The sequence below is a fragment of the Streptomyces sp. NPDC047043 genome (assembly GCF_040644055.1).
Taxonomy (GTDB): Bacteria; Actinomycetota; Actinomycetes; order Streptomycetales; family Streptomycetaceae; genus Streptomyces.
Window position 1 is genome coordinate 43,174 of record NZ_JBEYVO010000040.1, and the last position, 21,117, is coordinate 64,290.

General features: G+C 71.0%; 17 protein-coding genes. 12 read left to right on the forward strand and 5 right to left on the reverse strand.

Annotation, left to right across the window (positions count from 1 at the left end; translation table 11 throughout):
- Positions 1-12: 12 nt before the first annotated feature.
- Positions 13-3,009: a bifunctional [glutamine synthetase] adenylyltransferase/[glutamine synthetase]-adenylyl-L-tyrosine phosphorylase gene (locus ABZ880_RS45125; protein WP_361276420.1), complete on the reverse strand. Its 2,997-nt coding sequence runs from the start codon at positions 3,007-3,009 to the stop codon at positions 13-15.
- A 616-nt stretch (positions 3,010-3,625) separates the two neighbouring features.
- Positions 3,626-3,904: a hypothetical protein gene (locus tag ABZ880_RS45130; RefSeq protein WP_361276422.1), complete on the reverse strand. Its 279-nt coding sequence runs from the start codon at positions 3,902-3,904 to the stop codon at positions 3,626-3,628.
- Positions 3,905-4,253: 349 nt separating this feature from the next.
- On the opposite strand from ABZ880_RS45130, the gene ABZ880_RS45135 reads away from it, so the two are divergent.
- The 7 genes from ABZ880_RS45135 (at position 4,254) to ABZ880_RS45165 (ending at position 10,402) form a co-directional block, all read left to right on the forward strand.
- Complete coding sequence (locus ABZ880_RS45135; protein ID WP_361276424.1) at positions 4,254-4,994, forward strand: LuxR C-terminal-related transcriptional regulator; 741 nt, start codon at positions 4,254-4,256, stop codon at positions 4,992-4,994.
- A 111-nt stretch (positions 4,995-5,105) separates the two neighbouring features.
- Positions 5,106-5,618, forward strand: a complete 513-nt coding sequence (locus ABZ880_RS45140; protein ID WP_361276426.1) for a pyridoxamine 5'-phosphate oxidase family protein — start codon at positions 5,106-5,108, stop codon at positions 5,616-5,618.
- A 75-nt stretch (positions 5,619-5,693) separates the two neighbouring features.
- The gene (locus tag ABZ880_RS45145) at positions 5,694-6,134 is read left to right on the forward strand and encodes a VOC family protein (protein WP_361276428.1); all 441 of its coding nucleotides are present in this window, start codon (positions 5,694-5,696) and stop codon (positions 6,132-6,134) included.
- A 141-nt stretch (positions 6,135-6,275) separates the two neighbouring features.
- Positions 6,276-7,169 carry an alkaline phosphatase family protein gene (locus ABZ880_RS45150; protein WP_361276431.1) on the forward strand — a complete coding sequence of 298 codons (894 nt, stop codon included), beginning with the start codon at positions 6,276-6,278 and terminating at the stop codon, positions 7,167-7,169.
- A gap of 1 nt (position 7,170) precedes the next feature.
- Positions 7,171-8,463 (forward strand): MFS transporter, encoded by a 1,293-nt coding sequence (locus tag ABZ880_RS45155; protein WP_361276434.1) that lies wholly within the window; start codon positions 7,171-7,173, stop codon positions 8,461-8,463.
- A complete protein-coding gene (locus ABZ880_RS45160; protein WP_361276437.1) occupies positions 8,460-9,482 on the forward strand; it encodes a TolB-like translocation protein in 1,023 nt (340 codons plus the stop codon). The genes ABZ880_RS45155 and ABZ880_RS45160 overlap by 4 nt, the downstream gene beginning before the upstream one ends.
- Positions 9,483-9,562: 80 nt before the next feature.
- Positions 9,563-10,402 (forward strand): hypothetical protein, encoded by an 840-nt coding sequence (locus ABZ880_RS45165; RefSeq protein WP_361276440.1) that lies wholly within the window; start codon positions 9,563-9,565, stop codon positions 10,400-10,402.
- Between the two features lie 9 nt (positions 10,403-10,411).
- On the opposite strand, the gene ABZ880_RS45170 is transcribed toward ABZ880_RS45165, so the two are convergent.
- The gene (locus ABZ880_RS45170; RefSeq protein ID WP_361276442.1) at positions 10,412-11,773 is read right to left on the reverse strand and encodes a glutamine synthetase family protein; all 1,362 of its coding nucleotides are present in this window, start codon (positions 11,771-11,773) and stop codon (positions 10,412-10,414) included.
- 327 nt (positions 11,774-12,100) lie between these two features.
- Here ABZ880_RS45170 and ABZ880_RS45175 point away from each other — a divergent pair, with 327 nt between their 5' ends.
- A complete protein-coding gene (locus ABZ880_RS45175) occupies positions 12,101-13,291 on the forward strand; it encodes a globin domain-containing protein (protein ID WP_361276445.1) in 1,191 nt (396 codons plus the stop codon).
- Here ABZ880_RS45175 and ABZ880_RS45180 read toward each other — a convergent pair.
- Positions 13,288-13,731, reverse strand: a complete 444-nt coding sequence (locus ABZ880_RS45180) for an Rrf2 family transcriptional regulator (protein WP_361276448.1) — start codon at positions 13,729-13,731, stop codon at positions 13,288-13,290. The two genes, ABZ880_RS45175 and ABZ880_RS45180, sit on opposite strands and share 4 nt — an antisense overlap.
- Positions 13,732-13,877: 146 nt before the next feature.
- On the opposite strand from ABZ880_RS45180, the gene ABZ880_RS45185 reads away from it, so the two are divergent.
- The 4 genes from ABZ880_RS45185 (at position 13,878) to ABZ880_RS45200 (ending at position 19,515) form a co-directional block, all read left to right on the forward strand.
- On the forward strand, positions 13,878-14,555 hold the full coding sequence (locus ABZ880_RS45185; protein WP_361276451.1) for a DUF3105 domain-containing protein: 678 nt from the start codon (positions 13,878-13,880) through the stop codon (positions 14,553-14,555).
- Position 14,556: 1 nt separating this feature from the next.
- Entirely contained in the window at positions 14,557-15,183 is a 627-nt protein-coding gene (locus ABZ880_RS45190) for a DUF305 domain-containing protein (protein ID WP_361276453.1), read from the forward strand.
- Positions 15,184-15,408: 225 nt separating this feature from the next.
- Positions 15,409-17,352 carry a S53 family peptidase gene (locus ABZ880_RS45195; protein WP_361276456.1) on the forward strand — a complete coding sequence of 648 codons (1,944 nt, stop codon included), beginning with the start codon at positions 15,409-15,411 and terminating at the stop codon, positions 17,350-17,352.
- A gap of 126 nt (positions 17,353-17,478) precedes the next feature.
- The gene (locus ABZ880_RS45200; protein WP_361276459.1) at positions 17,479-19,515 is read left to right on the forward strand and encodes an NAD(+) synthase; all 2,037 of its coding nucleotides are present in this window, start codon (positions 17,479-17,481) and stop codon (positions 19,513-19,515) included.
- A 317-nt stretch (positions 19,516-19,832) separates the two neighbouring features.
- Here ABZ880_RS45200 and ABZ880_RS45205 read toward each other — a convergent pair whose 3' ends face one another.
- Complete coding sequence (locus tag ABZ880_RS45205; RefSeq protein ID WP_361276462.1) at positions 19,833-21,053, reverse strand: MFS transporter; 1,221 nt, start codon at positions 21,051-21,053, stop codon at positions 19,833-19,835.
- Positions 21,054-21,117 lie beyond the last annotated feature (64 nt).

Consider the following 21,117-nt stretch of genomic DNA (forward strand, 5'->3'; position numbering starts at 1 on the left):
TCTCCGGGGTGCCTACGCCCCGTAGAACAGCGCCTCCACCACGGCCCGTGCCCTTCGCGTCGTACGGCGATAGGCGTCCAGCATGTCGCCGACGTGCCCGTCCGCGTAGCCCAGGTACCGCCCCACCGCGGCCAGTTCGCGTCCGCCCGAGGGGAACGTGTCGCCGGCCCGGCCGCGCACCAGCATCACGGCGTTGCGCACGCGTGTGGCCAGTACCCATGCCTCGTCGAGGATGGCCGCGTCCTCGCCCGAGATCAGCTCGGCCGCGCGTGCCGCCGCCAGGGCCTCCCGGGTGCGGGTCGTGCGCAGGCCCGGTTCGGCCCAGCCGTGCTGCAACTGCAGCAGCTGCACGGTCCATTCGACGTCCGACAGGCCGCCGGGGCCGAGCTTGGTGTGCAGCTTGGGGTCGGCGCCGCGCGGCAGCCGCTCGGACTCCATGCGCGCCTTCAGACGCCGGATCTCTCGTACGGCGTCGTCGCCGAGCCCCTCCGCCGGGTAGCGCAGCGGTGCGATCAGCTCGATGAAACGGCCGCCCAAGTCCTCGTCGCCGGCGACCTGTTCGGCCCGCAGCAGTGCCTGTGACTCCCAGACCAGGGACCAGCGGCGGTAGTAGGCCTCGTAGGAGTTGAGGGTGCGGACCAGCGGGCCGGACTTGCCCTCCGGGCGCAGGTCGGCGTCGATCAGCAGGGGCGGGTCCGCGCTGGGGATCTGCAGCAGCCGGCGCATCTCGGAGACGACCTTGTTGGCCGCCTCGGAGGCCTCGCGCTCGTCCACGCCCTCCCACGGCTCGTGCACGAACAGGACGTCCGCGTCGGAGCCGTAGCCCAGCTCGTGTCCGCCGAAGCGGCCCATGCCGATGACCGCGAACCGGGTCGGCAGCCTGTCGCCCCAGCCCTCCCGCACCACCGCGCGCAGGGTGCCCGCGAGGGTGGCCGCCGTCAGGTCGGAGACCGCGCCACCGACGCGCTCCACCAGCGCGCCCTGGTCGGCCTCGGCGGGCTGGGTCTCGGTGCCGTAGGAGCCGACGATGTCGGCGGCGGCCGTACGGAACAGCTCGCGGCGGCGGACGCCGCGGGCGGCGGTGACCGCCTGCTGGGCGTTCTCGGCGCGGCCGACGGCGGCCAGGATCTCCTGCTCCAGGTGGGCGCGGCCGCGCGGTTCGAGTCCGCCGCCGTCGCCGTCGCCGAGCAGGGCCACCGCCTCCGGGGCGCGCATCAGCAGGTCGGGGGCGAGGCGGCCGGCGGACAGCACGCGCGCGAGGTTCTCGGCGGCGGCGCCCTCGTCCCGCAGCAGCCGCAGATACCAAGGGGTCTTGCCCAGCGCGTCCGAGACCTTGCGGAAGTTGAGCAGTCCGGCGTCCGGGTCGGCGGAGTCGGCGAACCAGCCGAGCAGGACGGGCAGCAGGGTGCGTTGGATGGCGGCCTTGCGGGTGACGCCGGAGGCCAGGGCCTCCAGGTGGCGCAGGGCGGCGGCCGGGTCGCCGTAGCCGAGCGCGACCAGTCGCTCGCGGGCCGCCTCGGGGCTCAACCGGGCCTCGCCGGGGGCGAGTTGGGCGACCGCGTCGAGCAGTGGGCGGTAGAAGAGCTTCTCGTGCAGCCGGCGTACGACACCGGCGTGCCGCTTCCACTCGCGGTTGAGCTCGGCGACCGGGTCGACGCGCAGGCCCAGGGAGCGGCCGATGCGGCGCTGGTCGGCCTCGTCCTCCGGTACGAGATGGGTGCGCCTCAGCCGGAAGAGCTGGATGCGGTGCTCCATGGAGCGCAGGAAGCGGTAGGCCTCGTCGAGCTGGGAGGCGTCCGCGCGGCCGATGTAGCCGCCGTGGGCGAGGGCCTGCAGGGCGTCGAGCGTGGTGCCGCTGCGCAGGGACGCATCCACCCGGCCGTGCACCAACTGCAGCAGCTGTACGGCGAATTCAACGTCTCTGAGGCCGCCGGGGCCGAGTTTGAGCTGGCGGTCGATCTCGGCGGCGGGGATGTTCTCGACGACCCGGCGGCGCATCTTCTGGACGTCGACGACGAAGTTCTCGCGCTCGGCGGCCTTCCAGACGAGGGGTTCGAGTGCGGTGACGTACTCCTCGCCGAGCTCGATGTCGCCGGCCACCGGTCGGGCCTTGAGCAGGGCCTGGAACTCCCAGGTCTTGGCCCAGCGCTGGTAGTAGGCGAGGTGGCTGGAGAGGGTGCGCACCAGCGGGCCGTTCCTGCCCTCGGGGCGCAGATTGGCGTCGACGGGCCAGATCGACCCCTCGACCGTGGTCTCCGAGCAGATCCGCATCATGTGCGAGGCGAGCCTGGTGGCGGACCTGAGGGCCTTGCCTTCGTCGGCTCCGTCGACGGCCTCCCCCACGAAGATGACGTCGACGTCGGAGACGTAGTTGAGCTCATGGCCGCCGCACTTGCCCATCGCGATGACCGCGAGCCGGCACAGCGCGGCGTCGTCGGGGGCGGCGGTGCGGGCGATGGCGAGTGCGGCGCGCAGGGTGGCGGTGGCGAGGTCGGCGAGCTCGGCGGCGGTCTCGGCGACGTCGGTGGTGCCGCACACGTCACGGGCGGCGATGGACAGCAGGCAGCGGCGATAGGCGACGCGGAGCGAGACGGGATCGGTGGCCTCGGCCAGCCCCCGCTCGAACTCCTCCACCCCCGGATGCAGATCCCGCGGCTCGTACGTGACCAGCGCCTCCCAGTCCCGGGGATGCCGGGAGAGGTGGTCGGCGAGCGCGGCGGAGGCGCCGAGGACACCGAGCAGCCGATCGCGCAGCGGCTTGGCCGCTATCAATGTGTCGAGCAGCTCGCGTCGGGCAGTGGGCCCGGGCTGGGCCTCGAGCAGCCGCACCAGACCGTGCAGCGCGAGGTCCGGGTCGGCGGTCGCGCCCAGCGCGTCGAGCAGCACCGGGTCGTTGCGCACCGGCATGAGCTCGGCACTGTCCAGCAGCCGCTCGGCGGCCGACGGATCGATGAAGCCGTGCCGCAGCAGCCGCGTGAAGGTACTGCTCCTGCGCCCCGGCGCCGTCATCCCGGCCTCCCGTCGGATCAAGGTCGTACTGGCCACGAGCCTAACCGCAGACACTGACAGAAGCGCTGGGGCGGGGCGCGGGTTTCGGGGGCTGGGCGGGGTGGGGGTGCCATGGCGGACGGCGCGGGGTTCGGTGGACGGGCGGCGGGGCAGTGGGCGGGCGATGTGCAGGTTGCGGTGGGCGGGCGGTGCAGGGGGCGGGGAACGGGCGATCGTGGGCGGTGCAGGGCGTGGACGGCGTGGGGGTTGCGGTGGGGATGTGAAGCGGGTGGTTCGGTGGGCGATCACGCGTTGCGGCGGCGAGCGCCGCGACGGTGGATGCCTGGGCGGCCACCGCCACCATGGGCGAATTCAGCAGTCCACCCTCGGGGGTGGTTTGGCGGGCGCCCGCCACTGTGCGCGGATTCAGCAGGCGACCGGCCGGGGTGGTTGGGCGGGGGCAATGACGCCTGGAGGGCGGCAAGCACCAAGACGGTGGGTGCTTCGGCAGCCACCGCCACCGCAGGCGCGCTCGGCGGCCAACCGGCCCGGGAGCCCGGTGGGCACTGACGCCTTGGGCACGGCGAGCACCGGGACGACGCGCCGTGCCAGTGGGACAGCGCCGCGCTCGGCCGTCTCAACGGGCGACGACCACCGTGGCCGGGCGGGACGGGTCCAGCAGGGCCCGTTCGCCGGGGCCAGGGACTGAGGACGTATCGGCCGGCGGCGGTAGTGCGGCCGTTGCGGTCGGGTGGGTGGCGAGGGGGATCAGGACCTGGTGGACCGTGCCGGGGCGGCCGCTGTCGGGGCGGGAGGTGTACTGGATGGCGAGGCACAGGGCGCTCAGTCGGGCGAGGGTTTTCGGGACCGTCGAACCCGGCTCGATGGACGGGAGGGTCGCGCGGCGGGCCGTCATGGCGGCGTCGTCGGAACGGGGGCACGCGCGCGTGCCCGGTGGTCGAACGGGCTGGCCGGACCGGCCCCCGTACGGTCCGGACAGCGTCAGGTGGGTGCCATCGCCGGCGGCCGTGTTCGTGGCGTCGACGCGGATCGTGTCGCGGCGCAGCCACTGCAGCGGGGCACCGTCCAGGTCGGCCCGTACCCACCTGATCGGTCGCCGAAGCGACCCGCCACTACCCGTCCCCGTCGACAGTGCACGCCCCGGGCCGCCCCCGCCCATTCGGCATTTGGCGAATCCCGGACCCCGCCGGCGGCCGCGGCGTAGCGTCGTGAGAGGGCCCGAATCGGCGTACCGGGAGGTCGAGATGACCCCACCCTTCACGACGGCCGAGGCTCATCTGCGGCGCATGGCGGAGGTCCTGGACGAGGCCCGCCACGACCCCTCCGAGGACGTGCCGCCGATGTCCCTGCTGTACGGCCTGCAGCGGCTCGTGCCCTGTGCCTGCGTGAGCTTCTCGGAGCTGGACATCCCGGCCAGGATCGGCTTCAACGAGCGCGAGACGCCGTGCGACGAGGACGAGGCCCCGATGGAGGCGTACTGGCGCTGGCGCCACCAGCACCTGCAGTGCGAGCAGGTCTCGCGGCCGCACGACAGTCCCGAGACCACGCAGATGGCGGACTTCCTGTCCGTGCGCGAGCTGCGCGGTCTGCCGATCTACACCGAGTTCCTGCGCCCGTTCCCCACCATCGCCGGCGTCGCCCTGCCCACCGCCCCGGGCCGCACCCGCGTCTTCCAGCTCTTCCGCGCGGACACGAAACCGTTCACCGACCACGAGATGACCACGCTGCGCCTCATGGCGCCCCACCTGTACGAGATCTACCGGGAGGGCGCCCGACGGCGCCGGCCCCCGGTCCGCCTCACCCACCGCGAACTCGACGTCCTGCGCTGCGTGGCCCGCGGCCTGAGCACTCCGGAGATCGCCGAACAGCTCGTCGTCGCCCCCAGCACCGTCCGCAAGCACCTGGAGAACGCCTTCGAGCGCCTGGGCGTCTCCAGCCGTACGGCCGCGGTGGCCCGGGTGTTCCCGGACGCGGAGGCGATCTGACCGGCCGACCGATGAGTTCGCGCGGCCGCCGGGGTCCCTTCTTCATACGGCTTCATTCGTCTTCGTACGACTTCACATTCGTACGTCTTCATACGGTGAGGAGGACGGCCCATGGTGGACACCATCCCGCAGACCCGTCTGGACCCCCGCTACAGCGACGCCCGGGCCACCGCGACCGACTGGTCCGAGGCCGAGGCACGGCTCGCGGAGGCAGAGCTGTTCTGGATCTCGACGGTGCGGCCCGACGGGCGGCCCCATGTGACCCCGCTGCCGGCGGTCTGGTCGGCCGGCGCGCTGCATTTCTGCACGGGGCCCGAGGAGCGCAAGGCGAAGAACCTCGCGGCCAACGCGCAGGTCGCGCTGACGACCGGCAGCAACACCTGGGACAAGGGCTACGACCTGGTCGTGGAGGGCGAGGCGGTGCGCGTGACCGACGAGGACAGGCTGCGCGAGCTGGCCGCCGCATGGGAGGCGAAGTACGGCAGCTTCTGGCACTTCGAGGTGCGGGACGGGGCCTTCCAGCACGGCTCCGGGGCCGCGTTCGTTTTCTCGGTGGCGCCACGCACCGTTTTCGGCTTCGGTAAGGGGGAGCCGTTCAGCCAGACCCGATGGCGATTCACCTGACGCACGACCGACGTACGACTGACGCACGACGACGCACGACGACGCATGACCGACGTACGACGAAGGAGTCGTTCCATGGACATGACCCTCGAAGTGATCCTGCTGCCGGTCTCCGACGTGGACCGGGCCAAGGAGTTCTACCGGGACAAGGTCGGCTTCCACGTGGACCTGGACGGCGAGGTGATGGAGGGGGTGCGGATCGTGCAGCTGACCCCGCCCGGGTCGGGCTGTTCGATCGCCCTCGTCGACGGGCTCCAGGTACCGACGGGCACCCCGCAGCCGGGCTCGTACCACGGCATGCAGCTGTGCGTGACGGACGCCAAGGCGGCGTACGACGAGCTGACCGCCCGCGGCCTCGACATCAGCGAGCCGCAGCAGTTCGCACCGCAGGACGGGGCCACGTTCATGTACTTCAAGGACCCGGACGGCAACGGCTGGGCGATCCAGGAGTACCGCAAGCGGGCCACCCAGCCCCTGCACCAGCTGCTGACCGAACTGGCCGCACAGCAGGGGTAGTTCATCCGGCAGCGGTTGATCCGGCAGTAGTTCATCCGCTCTTCATCCGGCCGGTTGGATGAGGTGAGGCGGGGGCATCTTGACGTGTGCATGCTCTGTCCGCACCGCCGCCCCCGTCTCTCCCCCACACCGGAGGTTGAAGTGTCCGGCAGCCCTGCCAGTTCGACGTATCGCCGCGGCCGCGCCGCGATCGCATCCGCGCTCGCCTTCACGGCGGCGGCCGTCGGTCTGTGGACCGGTCTCGGCGGCTCCTCGTCCGCCGCGGCCGGCGTGCCGACCCCGGACCACGTCGTCGTCGTGGTCTTCGAGAACCACGCCTACAGCCAGGTCATCGGCTCCTCCGGCGCCCCCTACATCAACTCGCTGAAGACCGGCGGCGCCGGCCTCAGCCAGTCGTACGCCGAGACCCACCCGAGCCAGCCCAACTACTTCGCGCTGTTCTCCGGCTCCACCCAGGGCATCACGGACGACAGCTGCTACACCCCGGGCTTCTCCTCGGCCGCCAACCTCGCCTCGGAACTGATCGCCGCGGGCCGCACCTGGGCCAGCTACAACGAGACCCTGCCCAGCCAGGGCTCCACGACGTGCAGCAGCGGCAACTACGCGCGCAAGCACAACCCGTGGTTCGGCTTCAGCAACGTACCGACGTCGACCGCCAAGACCTTCGCGCAGTTCCCGACCGACTACTCCACCCTCCCGGACGTGTCCTTCGTCGTCCCCAACCTGTGCAGCGACATGCACGACTGCTCGGTGTCGACCGGTGACACCTGGCTGAAGAACAACCTCGGCGCGTACGCCACCTGGGCAAAGACCCACAACAGCCTCCTCGTCGTCACCTTCGACGAGGACAACCGCCTCTCCGGCAACCGCATCCCGACGGTCCTGTACGGCCAGCCGGTGACGGCCGGGGCGACCAGCTCGACCACGTACAACCACTACGACCTGCTGCGCACCCTGGAGGACTCGCAGGGCCTGACGTCCCACGCGGGCAACGCGGCCTCCGCCGACGACATCACGGGGATCTGGGCCTCCTGACATGTACGTAGCGGACAGCCGCGCGAGCACACCGGATGCGCCGGCGTCCGCGGAAGGCACCGCCCGGCGGGGTGCCGCCGGGCGGTACCGCACCGCGGTCGCCCCCACGGTCCTCGCGCTCGGCACGGTCAGCCTGATCACCGACGTGTCGTCCGAGATGGTGACCGCGGTGCTCCCCCTGTACCTGGTGGCGGGCCTCGGCCTGTCCCCGCTGGGCTTCGGGCTGCTGGACGGCGTCTACAACGGCTTCTCGGCGCTCGTGCGCCTGGCCGGCGGCCACCTCGCCGACCGCGGCGGCGGCCGCCACAAGTGGGTGGCGGGACTGGGCTACGGCATCTCGGCGCTCTGCAAGCCCCTGTTGCTGCTGGCCCATTCGCTCACCCCCATCGGTCTGGTCCTGGCCGCCGACCGCACCGGCAAGGGCCTGCGCACGGCCCCGCGCGACGCACTGATCTCGCTGTCGTCCACACCTCAGACGCGCGGCCGGGCCTTCGGTGTGCACCGCGCGATGGACACGGCGGGCGCGCTGCTCGGCCCGCTGGTGGCGTTCTGGATCCTGCGGGCGACGGTGGACGGCTACGACGCGGTGTTCACGGTGAGTTTCTGCGTGGCGGTGCTCGGGGTGCTGGTCCTGGTGCTGTTCGTACCGGGTTCGTCCTCGGCACCGGCCATCGAGCAGGCCGTACGCCCCACCCTGCGAGCCGCGCCGGCGTTGCTCCGCCGCCGGGACCTGCGCCGCATCACGACCTGCGCCCTCCTCCTCGGTCTCGCGACGGTCAGCGACTCCTTCGTCTACCTCCTCCTCCAGCGCCGCCTCGGCGTCCCCGACCGCTGGTTCGCGCTGCTCCCGCTGGGCACGGCGGCGGCGTTCCTGCTGCTGGCGGTGCCGCTGGGGCGGCTCGCGGACCGCGTGGGCCGGTGGCGGGTCTTCCTGGCGGGCCACGGCTCGCTGCTGCTGGCGTACGTCCTCCTCCTCACCTCCTGGCACGGGGCGGCGCTGCCGTACGCGGTCCTCGCCCTGCACGGCGGCTTCTACGCGGCCACGGACGGGGTGCTGATGGCGGCGGCCTCGGAGTGCGTGCCGGAGGAGCTGCGCTCGTCGGGACTGGCCGTCGTACAGACCGGGCAGGCCCTGAGCCGTTTCGCCTGCTCGCTCCTGTTCGGCGCGGCATGGACCCTGTGGGGCGACCGTACGGCGCTGCTGGCGTCGACGGCGGCGCTGGCGCTGTGCGCGGCCGTGTCCCTGGCCTTCCTGCGCCCCGCCGCTTCGGCGAACGCGGAGGCCGCCGCATGACCGTACGCAACCGCATCCTGATCCTCCTGGCGGCCGTGACCGCCCTCGCGGCGGTCGCCGTGGCGTCGGTCCTGCACGCGTCGGCGCGCGCGGAACGCAGGGACCAGACCCAGCCGGGCGGCCCGAGGGTCACATCCGGCACGGTCACCCTCACGACCCCCGGCCGCATGGTCTTCCGCAACATGGCCTGGGGCCCGCACCGCGACGAACTGACGACCGTCCCGGCGTCGGACCCGGCGGGCCCGCGAACCGCGTCGGGCCTCAAGTGCCTGCGTTTCTACGCCGCTTCGGGTACGGGGGTGTGTCTGCAGGCGGTGCACGGCGCGGTCTCGGACACGTACCGCGCGGCCGTACTCGACGCACACCTTCACGTGAGGGCCCGCTACGACGTCCCCGGCATCCCCTCTCGCGCCCGCGTCTCGCCCACCGGCCACTTCGCCGCCTGGACGGCGTTCGTCGGGGGCGACTCCTACGCGGGCACGAACTTCTCGACCCGGGCGGCGATCGTGGACGTACGGACGGGCAAGCTGATCCCCTCCTTGGAGGCGTTCCGGATAGTGAAGGACGGTCACGACTACCGCGCGGCGGACGTGAACTTCTGGGGCGTGACCTTCGCGCCGGACGACCGCACGTTCTACGCGACGCTGGCGACGAGGGGGAAGACGTACCTGGTCCGCGGCGACCTGCGCGCGCACACCGTCACCACGCTCCACCCGAACGTGGAGTGCCCGTCCCTCTCCCCCGACGGCACCCGCATCGCCTACAAGAAGCGTGTCCAGGGCCTGCCGAAGGACGCCCCGTGGCACCTGTACGTCCTCGACCTGCGAACGATGCGCGAGACCCCGCTCGCCGAGCCCCGAAGCGTCGACGACCAGGCGGTCTGGCGCGACGACGACACCTTGGTCTACGCCCTGCCGGGGGACTACGGGGCGGATCTGTACAGGGTTGCGGCGGACGGTACGGGGATGGCGCGGCGGATCAGTACGGCGGCGGTGTCGCCGGCTTACGTCGGCCGATAGTCGCGCTTACCGGGCGTTGCGTACGGCGATAGCTTCGTCGTACCCGGCATTCGGGCGGAACGCGACAGGGAGGGCACAGCATGACAGAAGGCGTATCCGGTCAGGTGGCGGAAGCCGAACTCGAGCGCTGGCTCTCCGAACTGTCGTCGGCCCTGCGCGCACCACAGGACCCGAATGTCGACCAGGCCGCCCATCTGCACCACTCGCTGTGCGGCATCCTGGCGGCATTGGGCGGCCAACCGTATCCGTCCTTCAAGTCCCGTCCCCGGGCGGACGTGGTCGCGTTGCCGCCCGACGCCGAGAAACGCTTGGTGAGCTGTGGGAAGGAAGTGGAGGCGGCACTGCGCGGCGTGCTCAGCGAGGCAGCGAACCGGACGAGCATGCGCGAGGCCGACGACGTCTTCGACTCCCTCTTCACGGTCGCCGGGTACGTGTCGCTGATGCACGCCGACCCGGACGCCTATGTGGCCACGGCGATCCGCGAGTCGGTGCCGGAGAGCTCGAGCGCGACGGCCAAGGTGGCCACCGCCCTGATGGCCGCGTACATCTCACCGCCGCTCATCGGTTGGACGAACGAACTGACCAAGATGCTGGGCCAGGCAGTGGCCGCGGGGCGCGCGAAGTCGTTGGCCGCGGCCCTGAACCACGCCGTGGAGCGGGCCGACGCCCTGCTCGCCGAACTCGACCGCGCGCAGCCCGACCTCGAACCCTGGGACCTGTCGCCAGACGCATCGACTACTGCACCGGTGCTCGTCGACTTGCCCCCGCACCGAACCGTCGACCCGGACGAACCGGCATTCGAATCCGTCCTCCCCGACCTGGCCCCGCCCCGCGACTCCAATGACATCGATCTCGGCGACCTCCGTCTGCCTCCGATTCCCCGCCGGAAGCGGGGAATCGGAGGCATCGGGGGTATCTGAGAACGTCGCCTACAGCACCGGCAGATTCTTCCGCAGCTCGAACGCCGTGACCTCCGAGCGGTACTCCTCCCACTCCTGCCGCTTGTTGCGGAGGAAGAAGTCGAAGACGTGCTCGCCCAGGGTCTCGGCGACCAGGTCGCTGCGTTCCATCAGGGTCAGGGCCTCGCCGAGGTTCTGCGGGAGCGGTTCGATGCCCATCGCGCGGCGCTCGGCGTCCGAGAGGGCCCAGACGTCGTCCTCGGCGCCCGGCGGGAGCTCGTAGCCCTCCTCGATGCCCTTGAGGCCGGCGGCGAGGAGGACGGCGTAGGCCAGGTACGGGTTGGCGCCGGAGTCGAGGGAGCGGACCTCGACCCGCGCGGAGCCGGTCTTGCCGGGCTTGTACATCGGGACGCGGACCAGGGCCGAGCGGTTGTTGTGGCCCCAGCAGATGTAGGAGGGGGCCTCGCCGCCGGCGCCGGCCGTGCGCTCCGAGCCGCCCCAGATGCGCTTGTAGGAGTTCACCCACTGGTTGGTGACCGCCGCGATCTCCGCCGCGTGCCTGAGCAGGCCCGCGATGAAGGAGCGGCCGACCTTGGAGAGCTGGTACTCCGAGCCGGACTCGTAGAAGGCGTTGCGGTCGCCCTCGAAGAGGGAGAGGTGCGTGTGCATGCCGCTGCCCGGGTGCTCCGAGAACGGCTTCGGCATGAACGTCGCCTGCACGCCCTGCTCCAGCGCCACCTGCTTCATGACCAGGCGGAACGTCATGATGTTGTCCGCCGTGGACAGCGCGTCGGCGTAGCGGAGGTCGATCTCCTGCTGGCCGGGGGCGCCCTCGTGGTGGGAGAACTCGACCGAGATGCCCATCGACTCCAGCATGGTGATCGCCTGGCGGCGGAAGTCCATGCCGATGTTCTGCGGGGTGTGGTCGAAGTAGCCGGAGTTGTCGGCCGGGGTCGGGCGCGTGCCGTCGAGCGGGCGGTCCTTCAGCAGGAAGAACTCGATCTCGGGGTGCGTGTAGAACGTGAAGCCCAGGTCGGAGCCGCGGGTCAGGGCGCGCTTGAGGACGTAGCGCGGGTCGGCGAAGGACGGGGAGCCGTCCGGCATGAGGATGTCGCAGAACATCCGCGCCGTGCCGGGGGCCTCCGCGCGCCAGGGCAGGATCTGGAACGTCGACGGGTCCGGCTTGGCGATCATGTCGGACTCGTATACGCGGGCGAAGCCCTCGATCGCGGAGCCGTCGAAGCCGATGCCCTCGTCGAAGGCCTGTTCCAGCTCGGCCGGGGCCACGGCGACGGACTTGAGGAAGCCCAGCACGTCCGTGAACCACAGGCGTACGAACCGGATGTCGCGCTCCTCCAGGGTCCGGAGCACGAACTCCTGCTGCTTGTCCATCTAGCTTCCCCATCCTTGCTGGTCAGGCCGCCTGTCTCCATGTCCCGCAGGAGGCGGTCGGGCACCTGAGCATCACACCACAACAGCATTTCATGCGCGTTGCGCACCTTGATCGCAGTGGCGACCTCGGGCCGAACGCCTCATGTACGCCGGGTGTACGGCTCTGCCGCCCATATTGCCTGCTCGGACCGACATCCGTAATGCCCGGCCCCGCAAGACCGTGCCGTCCGGCCCCGCAGGACCGTGAGCGACACCACTCCACTTTAATTTGCATCTCAGATGCAAGTTTAAATAGCGTGCCGATCAGCCGAGCCACGAGGAGCCCCGATGCTGTCCGAGCCGTCCGCCGCCACTGTCCGCGCCACCCTCCCCGCCGTCGGGGCCGCCCTCGGCGAGATCACCGAGCGCTTCTACGCCGGACTGTTCGCCGCCCGCCCCGAGCTGCTGCGCGACCTCTTCAACCGCGGCAACCAGGCCGCCGGCACCCAGCGCCGGGCCCTGGCGGGTTCGATCGCCGCGTTCGCCACGCATCTGCTGGAGCACCCGGAGCGGCGGCCGGACGCGATGCTGACCCGCATCGCCCACAAGCACGCCTCCCTGGGCGTCACGCCCGAGCAGTACGCGCTCGTCCACGAGCACCTCTTCGCCGCCATCGCCGACGTCCTCGGCGAGGCCGTCACGCCCGAGGTCGCGGCCGCCTGGGACGAGGTCTACTGGCTGATGGCGAACGCCCTGGTGGCCATCGAGAAGCGGCTGTACGAGGAGGCGGGCGAGCCCGGCTGGCGGCGCTGGGAAGTCGTCGAGCGGGTCACCGAGACCGCGGACGTGACGACCTTCCGACTGCGCCCGGTCGACGGCGGGCCGGTGGCCGACTTCCGCGCGGGACAGTACGTCTCCGTACGGGTCGAACTGCCGGACGGCGCGCGGCAGATACGGCAGTACAGCCTCTCCGGGGCGCCCGACACGGACGTACGGCAGATCAGCGTGAAGCGGGTTGCCGGGGACGCCGCGTCGCCCGACGGCGAGGTCTCCGCTCACCTCCACGCGCGCGTGCGCGAGGGCAGCGTCCTCGAGCTGTCCGCCCCGTACGGCGATCTCGTCCTGGACGCCGACGACGACACCCCTCTCCTGCTCGCCTCCGGCGGCATCGGCGTGACCCCGATGGTCGCCATGCTGGCGCACCTCGCGGACGCCGGTCACCGCGCCCCGGTCACCGTCGTGCACGCCGACCGCTCCCCCGTCGACCACGCCCTGCGCACCGACCAGGAGGCGTACGCGGGCAAGCTCGCGGATGCCGGCGTGCACCTCTGGTACGAGCGGGACGTCCCGGCCGGTGCCCACGCGGGCCTCGTCGACCTCGCGCGCGTACCCGTCGCGTCCGGCACGCGCGCGTACCTGTGCGGTCCGCTCCCCTTCATGCGCGCGGCGCGGACCCAGCTGATCGAGCAGGGTGTGGCCCCGGCCGACATGCACTACGAGGTGTTCGGGCCGGACCTCTGGCTGGCCCAGCAGGGCTAGGAAGCCGACCGGCCGATCTGCAGGAGCAGCGGGCCGGTGGGGTCGGCGACCATGTCGCCCACCGTCAACGGGTCCAGTGAGGCGAAGAACGCCTCCTGGGCCCGGCGCAGGGCGCCGCGCAGGCGGCACGCGGAGTTCAGGGGGCAGGGGGTGGTGCCCTCGCCCTCGCAGTCGACCACGTCGCCGTCGCCCTCGAAGGTGCGCACGACGGCGCCGACGGATGCCGTACGCCCCTTGTCGGTGAGTGAGAGGCCGCCGCCGCGGCCGCGGCGGGCATCGAGAAGGCCCAGGTGCTGGAGTTCGGCGACGACCTTCGCCGCGTGGGTGTAGGGCACGTCCATGTCCGCCGCGACCTCGCGGGTCGTCGGGCTGGTCCCCTCGGCCACGGCGAGCCGCATGAGGACCCTCAGGGCCAGGTCGGTGGAGCGCAGCAGCCGCATACCGGCAGCCTAGATAATGCGCATCTGTGCTTCAAATTATGGATTGGCCGAGCCCGCCCTTCGAAAGCGCATACGTCCCCCATTACGATCAGCGGGCCCGACCCACCCGCACCACTCACCCCCCCCATTCCCCAGAAGGACACTCCATGGGTTCCGCCAAGTCGAAGAGCAGCAGCACGGCACGCAAGGCGCGAATAGAAGAGATGCGGCGCGCCGAGCAGGCCCGGGAGCGGCGCAACCGGATCGTGACGATCGCCGCGAGCGTGGTTGTCGTCGCCGGTCTGGTCGTGGGCGGCGTCTTCGTCGTGAAGTCGCAGGACGACAAGAAGGACGACACGGCGAGCGGCGCCAAGGGCTCCTCCGGGGACTCCGGCCACTTCACCACCGGCAAGGACGGCGTGCGGACCTGGACGGGCAAGCTGGACCGCAACCACGTCGAGGGCACCGTCAACTACCCCATGCACCCGCCGGTCGGCGGCAACCACAACCAGGTGTGGGCCACCTGCAACGGCACCGTCTACACGAAGGCACTCAAGGACGAGAACGCCGTGCACTCCCTCGAGCACGGTGCGGTCTGGGTGACGTACACCAGCAAGGCCGGCAAGTCCGACGTGAGCACGCTGGCGGCGAAGGTGAAGCAGACGCCGTACACGCTGATGAGCCCGTACGAGAGCCAGACCTCGCCGATCGAACTGTCGGCATGGGGGCACCAGTTGGGCGTGCAGAGCGCCAGTGACCCGAAGGTCGCCAAGTTCCTCGCGACGTACGTCCAGGGCAAGCAGACTCCCGAGCCGGGCGCCTCGTGCACCGGCGGGACGATGTGACGTGAAGAAGCACATCGGCTGGATCGCCGGGACTGCCGCCGCGGTGCTCGTGGCGGCGGGCGCGATCACCTACGCGGTCGCGGAGGACGGGGGCTCCGGCGCGAAGACGCCGTCCGCCGACTCCGCGGACGCCGGCTTCGCGCGGGACATGGCCGTGCACCACCAGCAGGCCGTCGAGATGTCGTACATCGTGCGCGACCGCACGAAGAACGCCGACGTGCGGCGGCTTGCATACGACATCGCACAGACGCAGGCCAACCAGCGCGGCATGCTGCTGGGCTGGCTGGACCTGTGGGAACTGCCGAAGGTGTCCGCGGACCCGCCGATGACCTGGATGGGCATGGGCGACATGGCCTCCGGCAAGGACGGCGCGCTGATGCCCGGCATGGCGACCAACACCGAGATGACGAAACTCGGCACGCTCAGCGGCAGGCAGGCCGAAATCTTCTACCTCCAGCTCATGACGGACCATCACAAGGGCGGCATCCACATGGCCGAGGGCTGTGTCGCCAAATGCCAGGTCGGCGTGGAGAAAAGTCTCGCGCAGGGCATGGTCGACGCGCAGACCTCGGAGATCAAACTGATGGCGGACATGCTCAAGGAGCGTGGCGCGAAAGCGCGTTCCTAGCAGCTCCCGTAACACCGCCGTAAGAACGAAAGCCTCAAATCACCCCTCCTGACGGTTCCTTGGGCTTCTCTTGGCTTCCGATTTCCCCTGGCATGAACGGTTCATCGAAAGAGTGGCCCCCATCGCTTGATCCAATGCCCGCGCCTCCGCCGCGGAGCGGGATGTCTACGCGGATCACAGCGACGACCGACCACACATGCGAAGAACCGCATCGCAGGGGGTTCCATGAGATCCAACCGCGCCAAACTGCGCGCCGTGAGCATGGCAGCAACACTGCCCATGGTCGCCGGTGCGCTGGCGCTCGGCATACCCGCGGCGCACGCCGCGGACAACCCGGGCCGGGACGCGCTCGCGGGCACCAAGCCCGCGTGGGCGACGGCCAAGGCGGACAAGGGCGCGACCTCGAACAGCGCCAACGTCTCCGCCCGGGTCTACCTCGCCGGCAAGGACGCCGACGGCCTCGCCGCCTACGCGAAGGCCGTGTCCGACCCGAGCTCTGCCTCGTACGGCAAGTACCTGAGCGCCAAGAAGGCCGCGGCGCGCTTCGGCGCGACCAAGGCCCAGGTGGCCGCGGTCAAGTCGTGGCTGACGTCCGCGGGCCTGAAGGTCACCGGCGTCACGCAGCACTACGTCTCCGTCACCGGTGACGTGGCCGCCGCCGAGAAGGCGTTCGGCACCCAGCTGCACAACTACACCAAGGGCTCGAAGACCTACCGCGCGCCGTCGAAGACGGCCTCGGCACCCGAGAGCCTGAACGGCGCCGTCCTGACCGTCACCGGCCTGGACAACGCGCCGCACAAGGCCACCCACAGCGACCAGCTGCCGGGTCCGGCCACCGTGTTCAAGAACTCCGGGCCGTTCTCCTCGTACTACGGCTCGAACATCGCGAGCACGCTGCCCGACGCGTACGGCTCGAAGATCCCGTACGCCGTGCAGGGTTACACCGGCAAGCAGCTGCGGGCCGCCTACGGCGCCGGCAGCTACACGGGCAAGGGTGTGCGCGTCGCCATCACGGACGCGTTCGCCTCGCCGACCATTGCCTTCGACGCGCAGACCTACGCGTCCAAGCACGGCGACGCCGCGTGGAAGACCGGGCAGCTGCACCAGGTGCTGCCCAAGAACTACAAGTACACCGGTGCCGACGAGTGCGACGCCTCCGGCTGGTACGGCGAGGAGACCCTCGACGTCGAGGCCGTGCACGCGGTCGCGCCGAACGCGGACGTCACGTACGTGGGCGCCGCGTCCTGCATGGACGACGACCTGCTGGACTCGCTCAGCAAGATCGTCGACAACCACCTGGCCGACATCGTCTCCAACTCCTGGGGCGACATCGAGGCCAACCAGACGCCGGACCTCGCGGCCGCCTACGACCAGGTCTTCCAGTTCGGCGCGGTCGAGGGCATCGGCTTCTACTTCTCCTCCGGTGACAACGGCGACGAGGTCGCCAACACCGGTACGAAGCAGGTCGACACCCCGGCCAACTCGGCGTGGGTGACGGCGGTCGGCGGTACCTCCCTCGCCGTCGGCAAGGGCGACAAGTACCTGTGGGAGACCGGCTGGGGCACCCAGAAGGCCCTGCTGTCCGCGGACGGCAAGAGCTGGACCGGGTTCCCGGGCGCGTTCACCTCGGGTGCGGGCGGCGGCACCAGCAAGACGGTCGCCGAGCCCTTCTACCAGAAGGGTGTCGTCCCGGACGCGCTCGCCAAGGCCAACAACGCCGCGGGCAACCGTGTCGTGCCGGACATCTCGGCGATCGCCGACCCCAACACCGGTTTCAAGGTCGGCCAGACGCAGACCTTCCCGGACGGGTCGGAGCAGTACAGCGAGTACCGCATCGGCGGCACCTCGCTCGCCGCTCCGGTGATCGCGGCCGTGCAGGCCCTGGCCCAGGAGGCGCGCGGCGGCAAGGCGATCGGTTTCGCCAACCCGTCGATCTACTCCAAGTTCGGGTCGAAGGTCTACCACGACGTCACGGACAACCCGACGGGCTCCGGCCTGGCGGTCGCCCGCGTCGACTTCGTGAACGGCTATGACGCCTCCGGCGGTCTGGCCACCTCGGTCCGCAGCCTGGGCAAGGACAGCTCGCTGAAGGCCGTGAAGGGCTACGACGACGTCACCGGCGTGGGCACGCCCGCGAACGGCTACGTCGAGTCGTACGTCAAGCACTGAGGCACCGCCGGCAACGGCAATCTGAGGGGGCGCGGGGTGTGTTCACCCCGCGCCCCTTCGCCATGCGTGGCGTGGCCCACGCCCCCGCACCACCCATCGCGTCGCTCTGACGATTACACTGTGCGCGTGCCTGCCTTGAACTTCTGGTCGATCTATCAGCACGGCTTCGCACGCGTCGCCGCATGTACGGGTCACACCGTCATCGCGGACCCGCACGCCAACGCCGAATCGGTCCTGCGTCACGCCCGCCGGTGCGCCGAGGAGGGGGTCGCCGTCGCCGTCTTCCCGGAGATGGTGCTGTGCGGCTACTCCATCGAGGACCTGCTGCTGCAGGACGCGGTGCTCGACCAGGTCGAGGAGGCGCTGTCGGAGGTGGTGGCCGGGTCGGCGGACCTGCTGCCGGTGCTGGTCGTCGGAGCCCCGCTGCGCCACCGCCACCGGGTCTACAACTGCGCGGTGATCGTGCACCGCGGCCGGATCCTCGGTGTCGTGCCCAAGTCGTATCCGCCGAACTACCGGGAGTTCTACGAGCGTCGGCAGATCGCGGACGGCGCCGACGAGCGCGGCGGTTCGATCCGGGTCGGCGGCGAGGCAGTGCCGTTCGGTGTGGATCTGCTGTTCGCGGCGGACGACGTTCCCGGGCTGGTGCTGCACGCGGAGATCTGCGAGGACATGTGGGTGCCGGTGCCGCCCAGCGCGGAGGCGGCCCTCGCCGGTGCGAGCCTGCTCGTCAACCTCTCCGGCAGCCCGATCACCGTCGGGCGGGCCGAGGACCGCAAGCTGCTGTGCCGCTCGGCGTCCGCCCGCTGCCTCGCCGCGTACGTCTACGCGGCGGCCGGCCTGGGCGAGTCGACGACCGATCTGTCCTGGGACGGGCAGGCCATGGTCTACGAGAACGGTGTGCTGCTGGCCGAGACCGAGCGGTTCCCGCTGGGCGACGAGTACGCGGTGGCCGACGTGGACCTCGACCTGCTGCGGCAGGAGCGGCAGCGGATGGGCACGTTCGACGACAACCGGCGTACGCACCGGGCGCGGACGAGTGACTTCCGCACACTCTCCTTCGAGCTCGATCCGCCGCTGACCGATCTGGGGTTGCGTCGTCGGCTGGAGCGCTTCCCGTTCGTGCCGGCGGACGCCGAGCGTCTCGCCCTGGACTGCTACGAGGCGTACAACATCCAGGTCGCGGGGCTTCAGCAGCGGCTGGCGTCGATCGGCGGGCCGAAGGTGGTCATCGGGGTCTCCGGCGGGCTGGACTCGACGCATGCGCTGATCGTCGCCGCGCGGGCGATGGACCGGGCGGGGCGGCCGCGCAGCGACATCCTGGCGTGGACGCTGCCCGGGTTCGCCACGAGCGACCACACGAAGGACAACGCGCATGCGCTGATGCGTTCGCTGGGTGTGACCGCGGCCGAGCTGGACATCACGCCGACGGCGCGGCTGATGCTGCAGGAGATGGGGCATCCGTTCGCGTCCGGCGAGCCGGTGTACGACGTCACCTTCGAGAACGTGCAGGCGGGTCTGCGCACCGACTATCTGTTCCGGCTGGCCAACCAGCGCGGCGGCATCGTGCTCGGCACCGGTGATCTGTCGGAGCTGGCGCTGGGCTGGTCCACGTACGGCGTGGGCGACCAGATGAGCCACTACAACGTCAACTCGGGTGTCCCGAAGACGCTGATCCAGCATCTGATCCGGTGGGTCATCAGCAGCGGGCAGTTCGACGAGGAGACCGGGAAGATCCTCGCGGCGATCCTCGACACCGAGATCAGTCCGGAGCTGGTGCCGGGCGAGGAGATGCAGTCGACCGAGTCGAAGATCGGGCCGTACGCGCTGCACGACTTCACGCTGTTCCAGGTGCTGCGGTACGGGTTCCGGCCGTCGAAGATCGCGTTCCTGGCGTGGCATGCGTGGCACGACGCGGACGACGGTGCGTGGCCGCCCGGCTTCCCCGAGGCCAAGCGGGTGGCGTACGACCTGGCCGAGATCCGGCAGTGGCTGGAGGTCTTCTGCCGCCGCTTCTTCGCGTTCGCGCAGTTCAAGCGGTCGGCGATGCCGAATGGGCCGAAGGTGTCGGCCGGGGGTTCGCTGTCGCCTCGCGGTGACTGGCGGGCGCCGTCGGACAGTTCGGCGACGGCTTGGCTGCGCGAGCTGGCCCGCTTCGACTAGTCCGTCCGGTGCGGCTGGGGGTGCGCGTCCCTGGGGGCTGCGCCCCCAGACCCCCATCGGCCCAAGGGCCTCGTCCTCAAACGCCGGACGGGCTGAATTGTGCGGACCGGCGACGAAAGACTCGCCCCCGGCGGGTGGGTGGGCGTTTGGGATGGCTGCGCCTCGTCCTCTACGCCGGACCGGCCAGAGATGCGCAACCGACGCCGCGAATTCGCCCCCGCCGGGCGGGGACTTGGCACGGCAACTGTTCATCCTCGGACGCCGGACGGGCTGAGTGCGCCGACCGGCGCCGAGGAGTGCCGCCCCCGCTGAGTGCGTCAGCGGTACAGCGTCTCCGAGGTCTGAGGGACGTGTACCGCGACCAGGCGTTCCCGGGTGGGCTGTGGAGCGACCCGCCCCCGGTCCACCGCATACGCAACCCCCGCGACGCCCAGTCCGAGCACGGCCAGGGCCGCGCCCGCCAGCGCCGGGGACGTCACGCCGAAGCCGGCCGCCAATGCCAGGCCACCGATCCACGCTCCGCCGGCGTTCGCCAGGTTGAAGGCCGCCTGGTTGGCCGAGGAGGCCAGGGACGGGGCCGCGGACGCCTTCTCCATGACCATCAGCTGGAGCGGGGAGCCGGTGATGAAGGCCGCCGCGCCGAGCAGGATCACCGCCAGGGCCGCGGTCCACTGCGTCGACATCAGCAGCGGGAAGAGGCCGAGTACCGCCACCAGGGACGCCAGGCCGCCGAACAGCGTCCCGCGCATCGCGTGGTCCGCCAGGCGGCCGCCCGCCAGGTTGCCGATCGTCGCGCCGACGCCGAACAGGGCGAGCAGCAGTGTGACGCTCGCGTCGGCGTAGCCCGCCGCGTCCGTGAGCATCGGCGTGATGTAGCTGTACGCGGCGAACAGCGCGCCGAACCCGGCGACCGTCGTGCCGAGGGCCAGCCAGACCGGGAGCGAGCGAAGCGCGGCCAGTTCGCCCCGCAGCCCCACCGCCGGTGCCTGCGCGTGGTCGTGCGGGATCAGCAGGGCCAGCGAGGCGATCGCCGCCAGCCCGATCGCGCTGACGCCCAGGAACGTGGCCCGCCACCCCAGGTGCTGCCCCATGAGCGTGGCGACCGGGACGCCCGCGACGTTGGCGATCGTCAGGCCGAGGAACATCAGCGAGACGGAGCGGGCCTTGCGGGCCGGCGCCACCATGTTCGTCGCGACGACGGCGCCCACGCCGAAGAAGGCGCCGTGCGGCAGACCGCTCAGGAAGCGGGCGGCCAGGAGGGAGTCGTAGCCCGGGGCGAAGGCCGAGAGGGCGTTGCCCGCCACGAACAGTCCCATCAGGCCGATCAGGACCGTGCGGCGGGACAGCCGCGCGGTGACCGCGGCCAGCAGCGGGGCGCCGATCACCACGCCCAGCGCGTACGCCGAGACCAGGTGACCGGCGGTGGGGATGGAGACGTTCAGGTCGTTCGCGACGTCGGGCAGCAAGCCCATCATCACGAACTCGGTCGTACCGATCCCGAATGCGCCGACGGCCAGAGCGAGCAGGGCCAGAGGCATGGAAGGGCCTGTTCCTTTCGGAGTTCAGAGGGGTTCGTGTTCCGCAAGTGTATGTTCACTCGCG

What these genes read in the sequence shown, in the direction of transcription:
- ABZ880_RS45125 (WP_361276420.1), bottom strand. Translation starts at nt 3,009, where the DNA reads ATGACGGCGCCGGGGCGCAGGAGCAGTACCTTCACGCGGCTGCTGCGG.
- ABZ880_RS45130 (WP_361276422.1), bottom strand. Translation starts at nt 3,904, where the DNA reads ATGACGGCCCGCCGCGCGACCCTCCCGTCCATCGAGCCGGGTTCGACG.
- ABZ880_RS45135 (WP_361276424.1), top strand. Translation starts at nt 4,254, where the DNA reads ATGACCCCACCCTTCACGACGGCCGAGGCTCATCTGCGGCGCATGGCG.
- ABZ880_RS45140 (WP_361276426.1), top strand. Translation starts at nt 5,106, where the DNA reads ATGGTGGACACCATCCCGCAGACCCGTCTGGACCCCCGCTACAGCGAC.
- ABZ880_RS45145 (WP_361276428.1), top strand. Translation starts at nt 5,694, where the DNA reads ATGGACATGACCCTCGAAGTGATCCTGCTGCCGGTCTCCGACGTGGAC.
- ABZ880_RS45155 (WP_361276434.1), top strand. Translation starts at nt 7,171, where the DNA reads ATGTACGTAGCGGACAGCCGCGCGAGCACACCGGATGCGCCGGCGTCC.
- ABZ880_RS45160 (WP_361276437.1), top strand. Translation starts at nt 8,460, where the DNA reads ATGACCGTACGCAACCGCATCCTGATCCTCCTGGCGGCCGTGACCGCC.
- ABZ880_RS45165 (WP_361276440.1), top strand. Translation starts at nt 9,563, where the DNA reads ATGACAGAAGGCGTATCCGGTCAGGTGGCGGAAGCCGAACTCGAGCGC.
- ABZ880_RS45170 (WP_361276442.1), bottom strand. Translation starts at nt 11,773, where the DNA reads ATGGACAAGCAGCAGGAGTTCGTGCTCCGGACCCTGGAGGAGCGCGAC.
- ABZ880_RS45175 (WP_361276445.1), top strand. Translation starts at nt 12,101, where the DNA reads ATGCTGTCCGAGCCGTCCGCCGCCACTGTCCGCGCCACCCTCCCCGCC.
- ABZ880_RS45180 (WP_361276448.1), bottom strand. Translation starts at nt 13,731, where the DNA reads ATGCGGCTGCTGCGCTCCACCGACCTGGCCCTGAGGGTCCTCATGCGG.
- ABZ880_RS45185 (WP_361276451.1), top strand. Translation starts at nt 13,878, where the DNA reads ATGGGTTCCGCCAAGTCGAAGAGCAGCAGCACGGCACGCAAGGCGCGA.
- ABZ880_RS45195 (WP_361276456.1), top strand. Translation starts at nt 15,409, where the DNA reads ATGAGATCCAACCGCGCCAAACTGCGCGCCGTGAGCATGGCAGCAACA.
- ABZ880_RS45205 (WP_361276462.1), bottom strand. Translation starts at nt 21,053, where the DNA reads ATGCCTCTGGCCCTGCTCGCTCTGGCCGTCGGCGCATTCGGGATCGGT.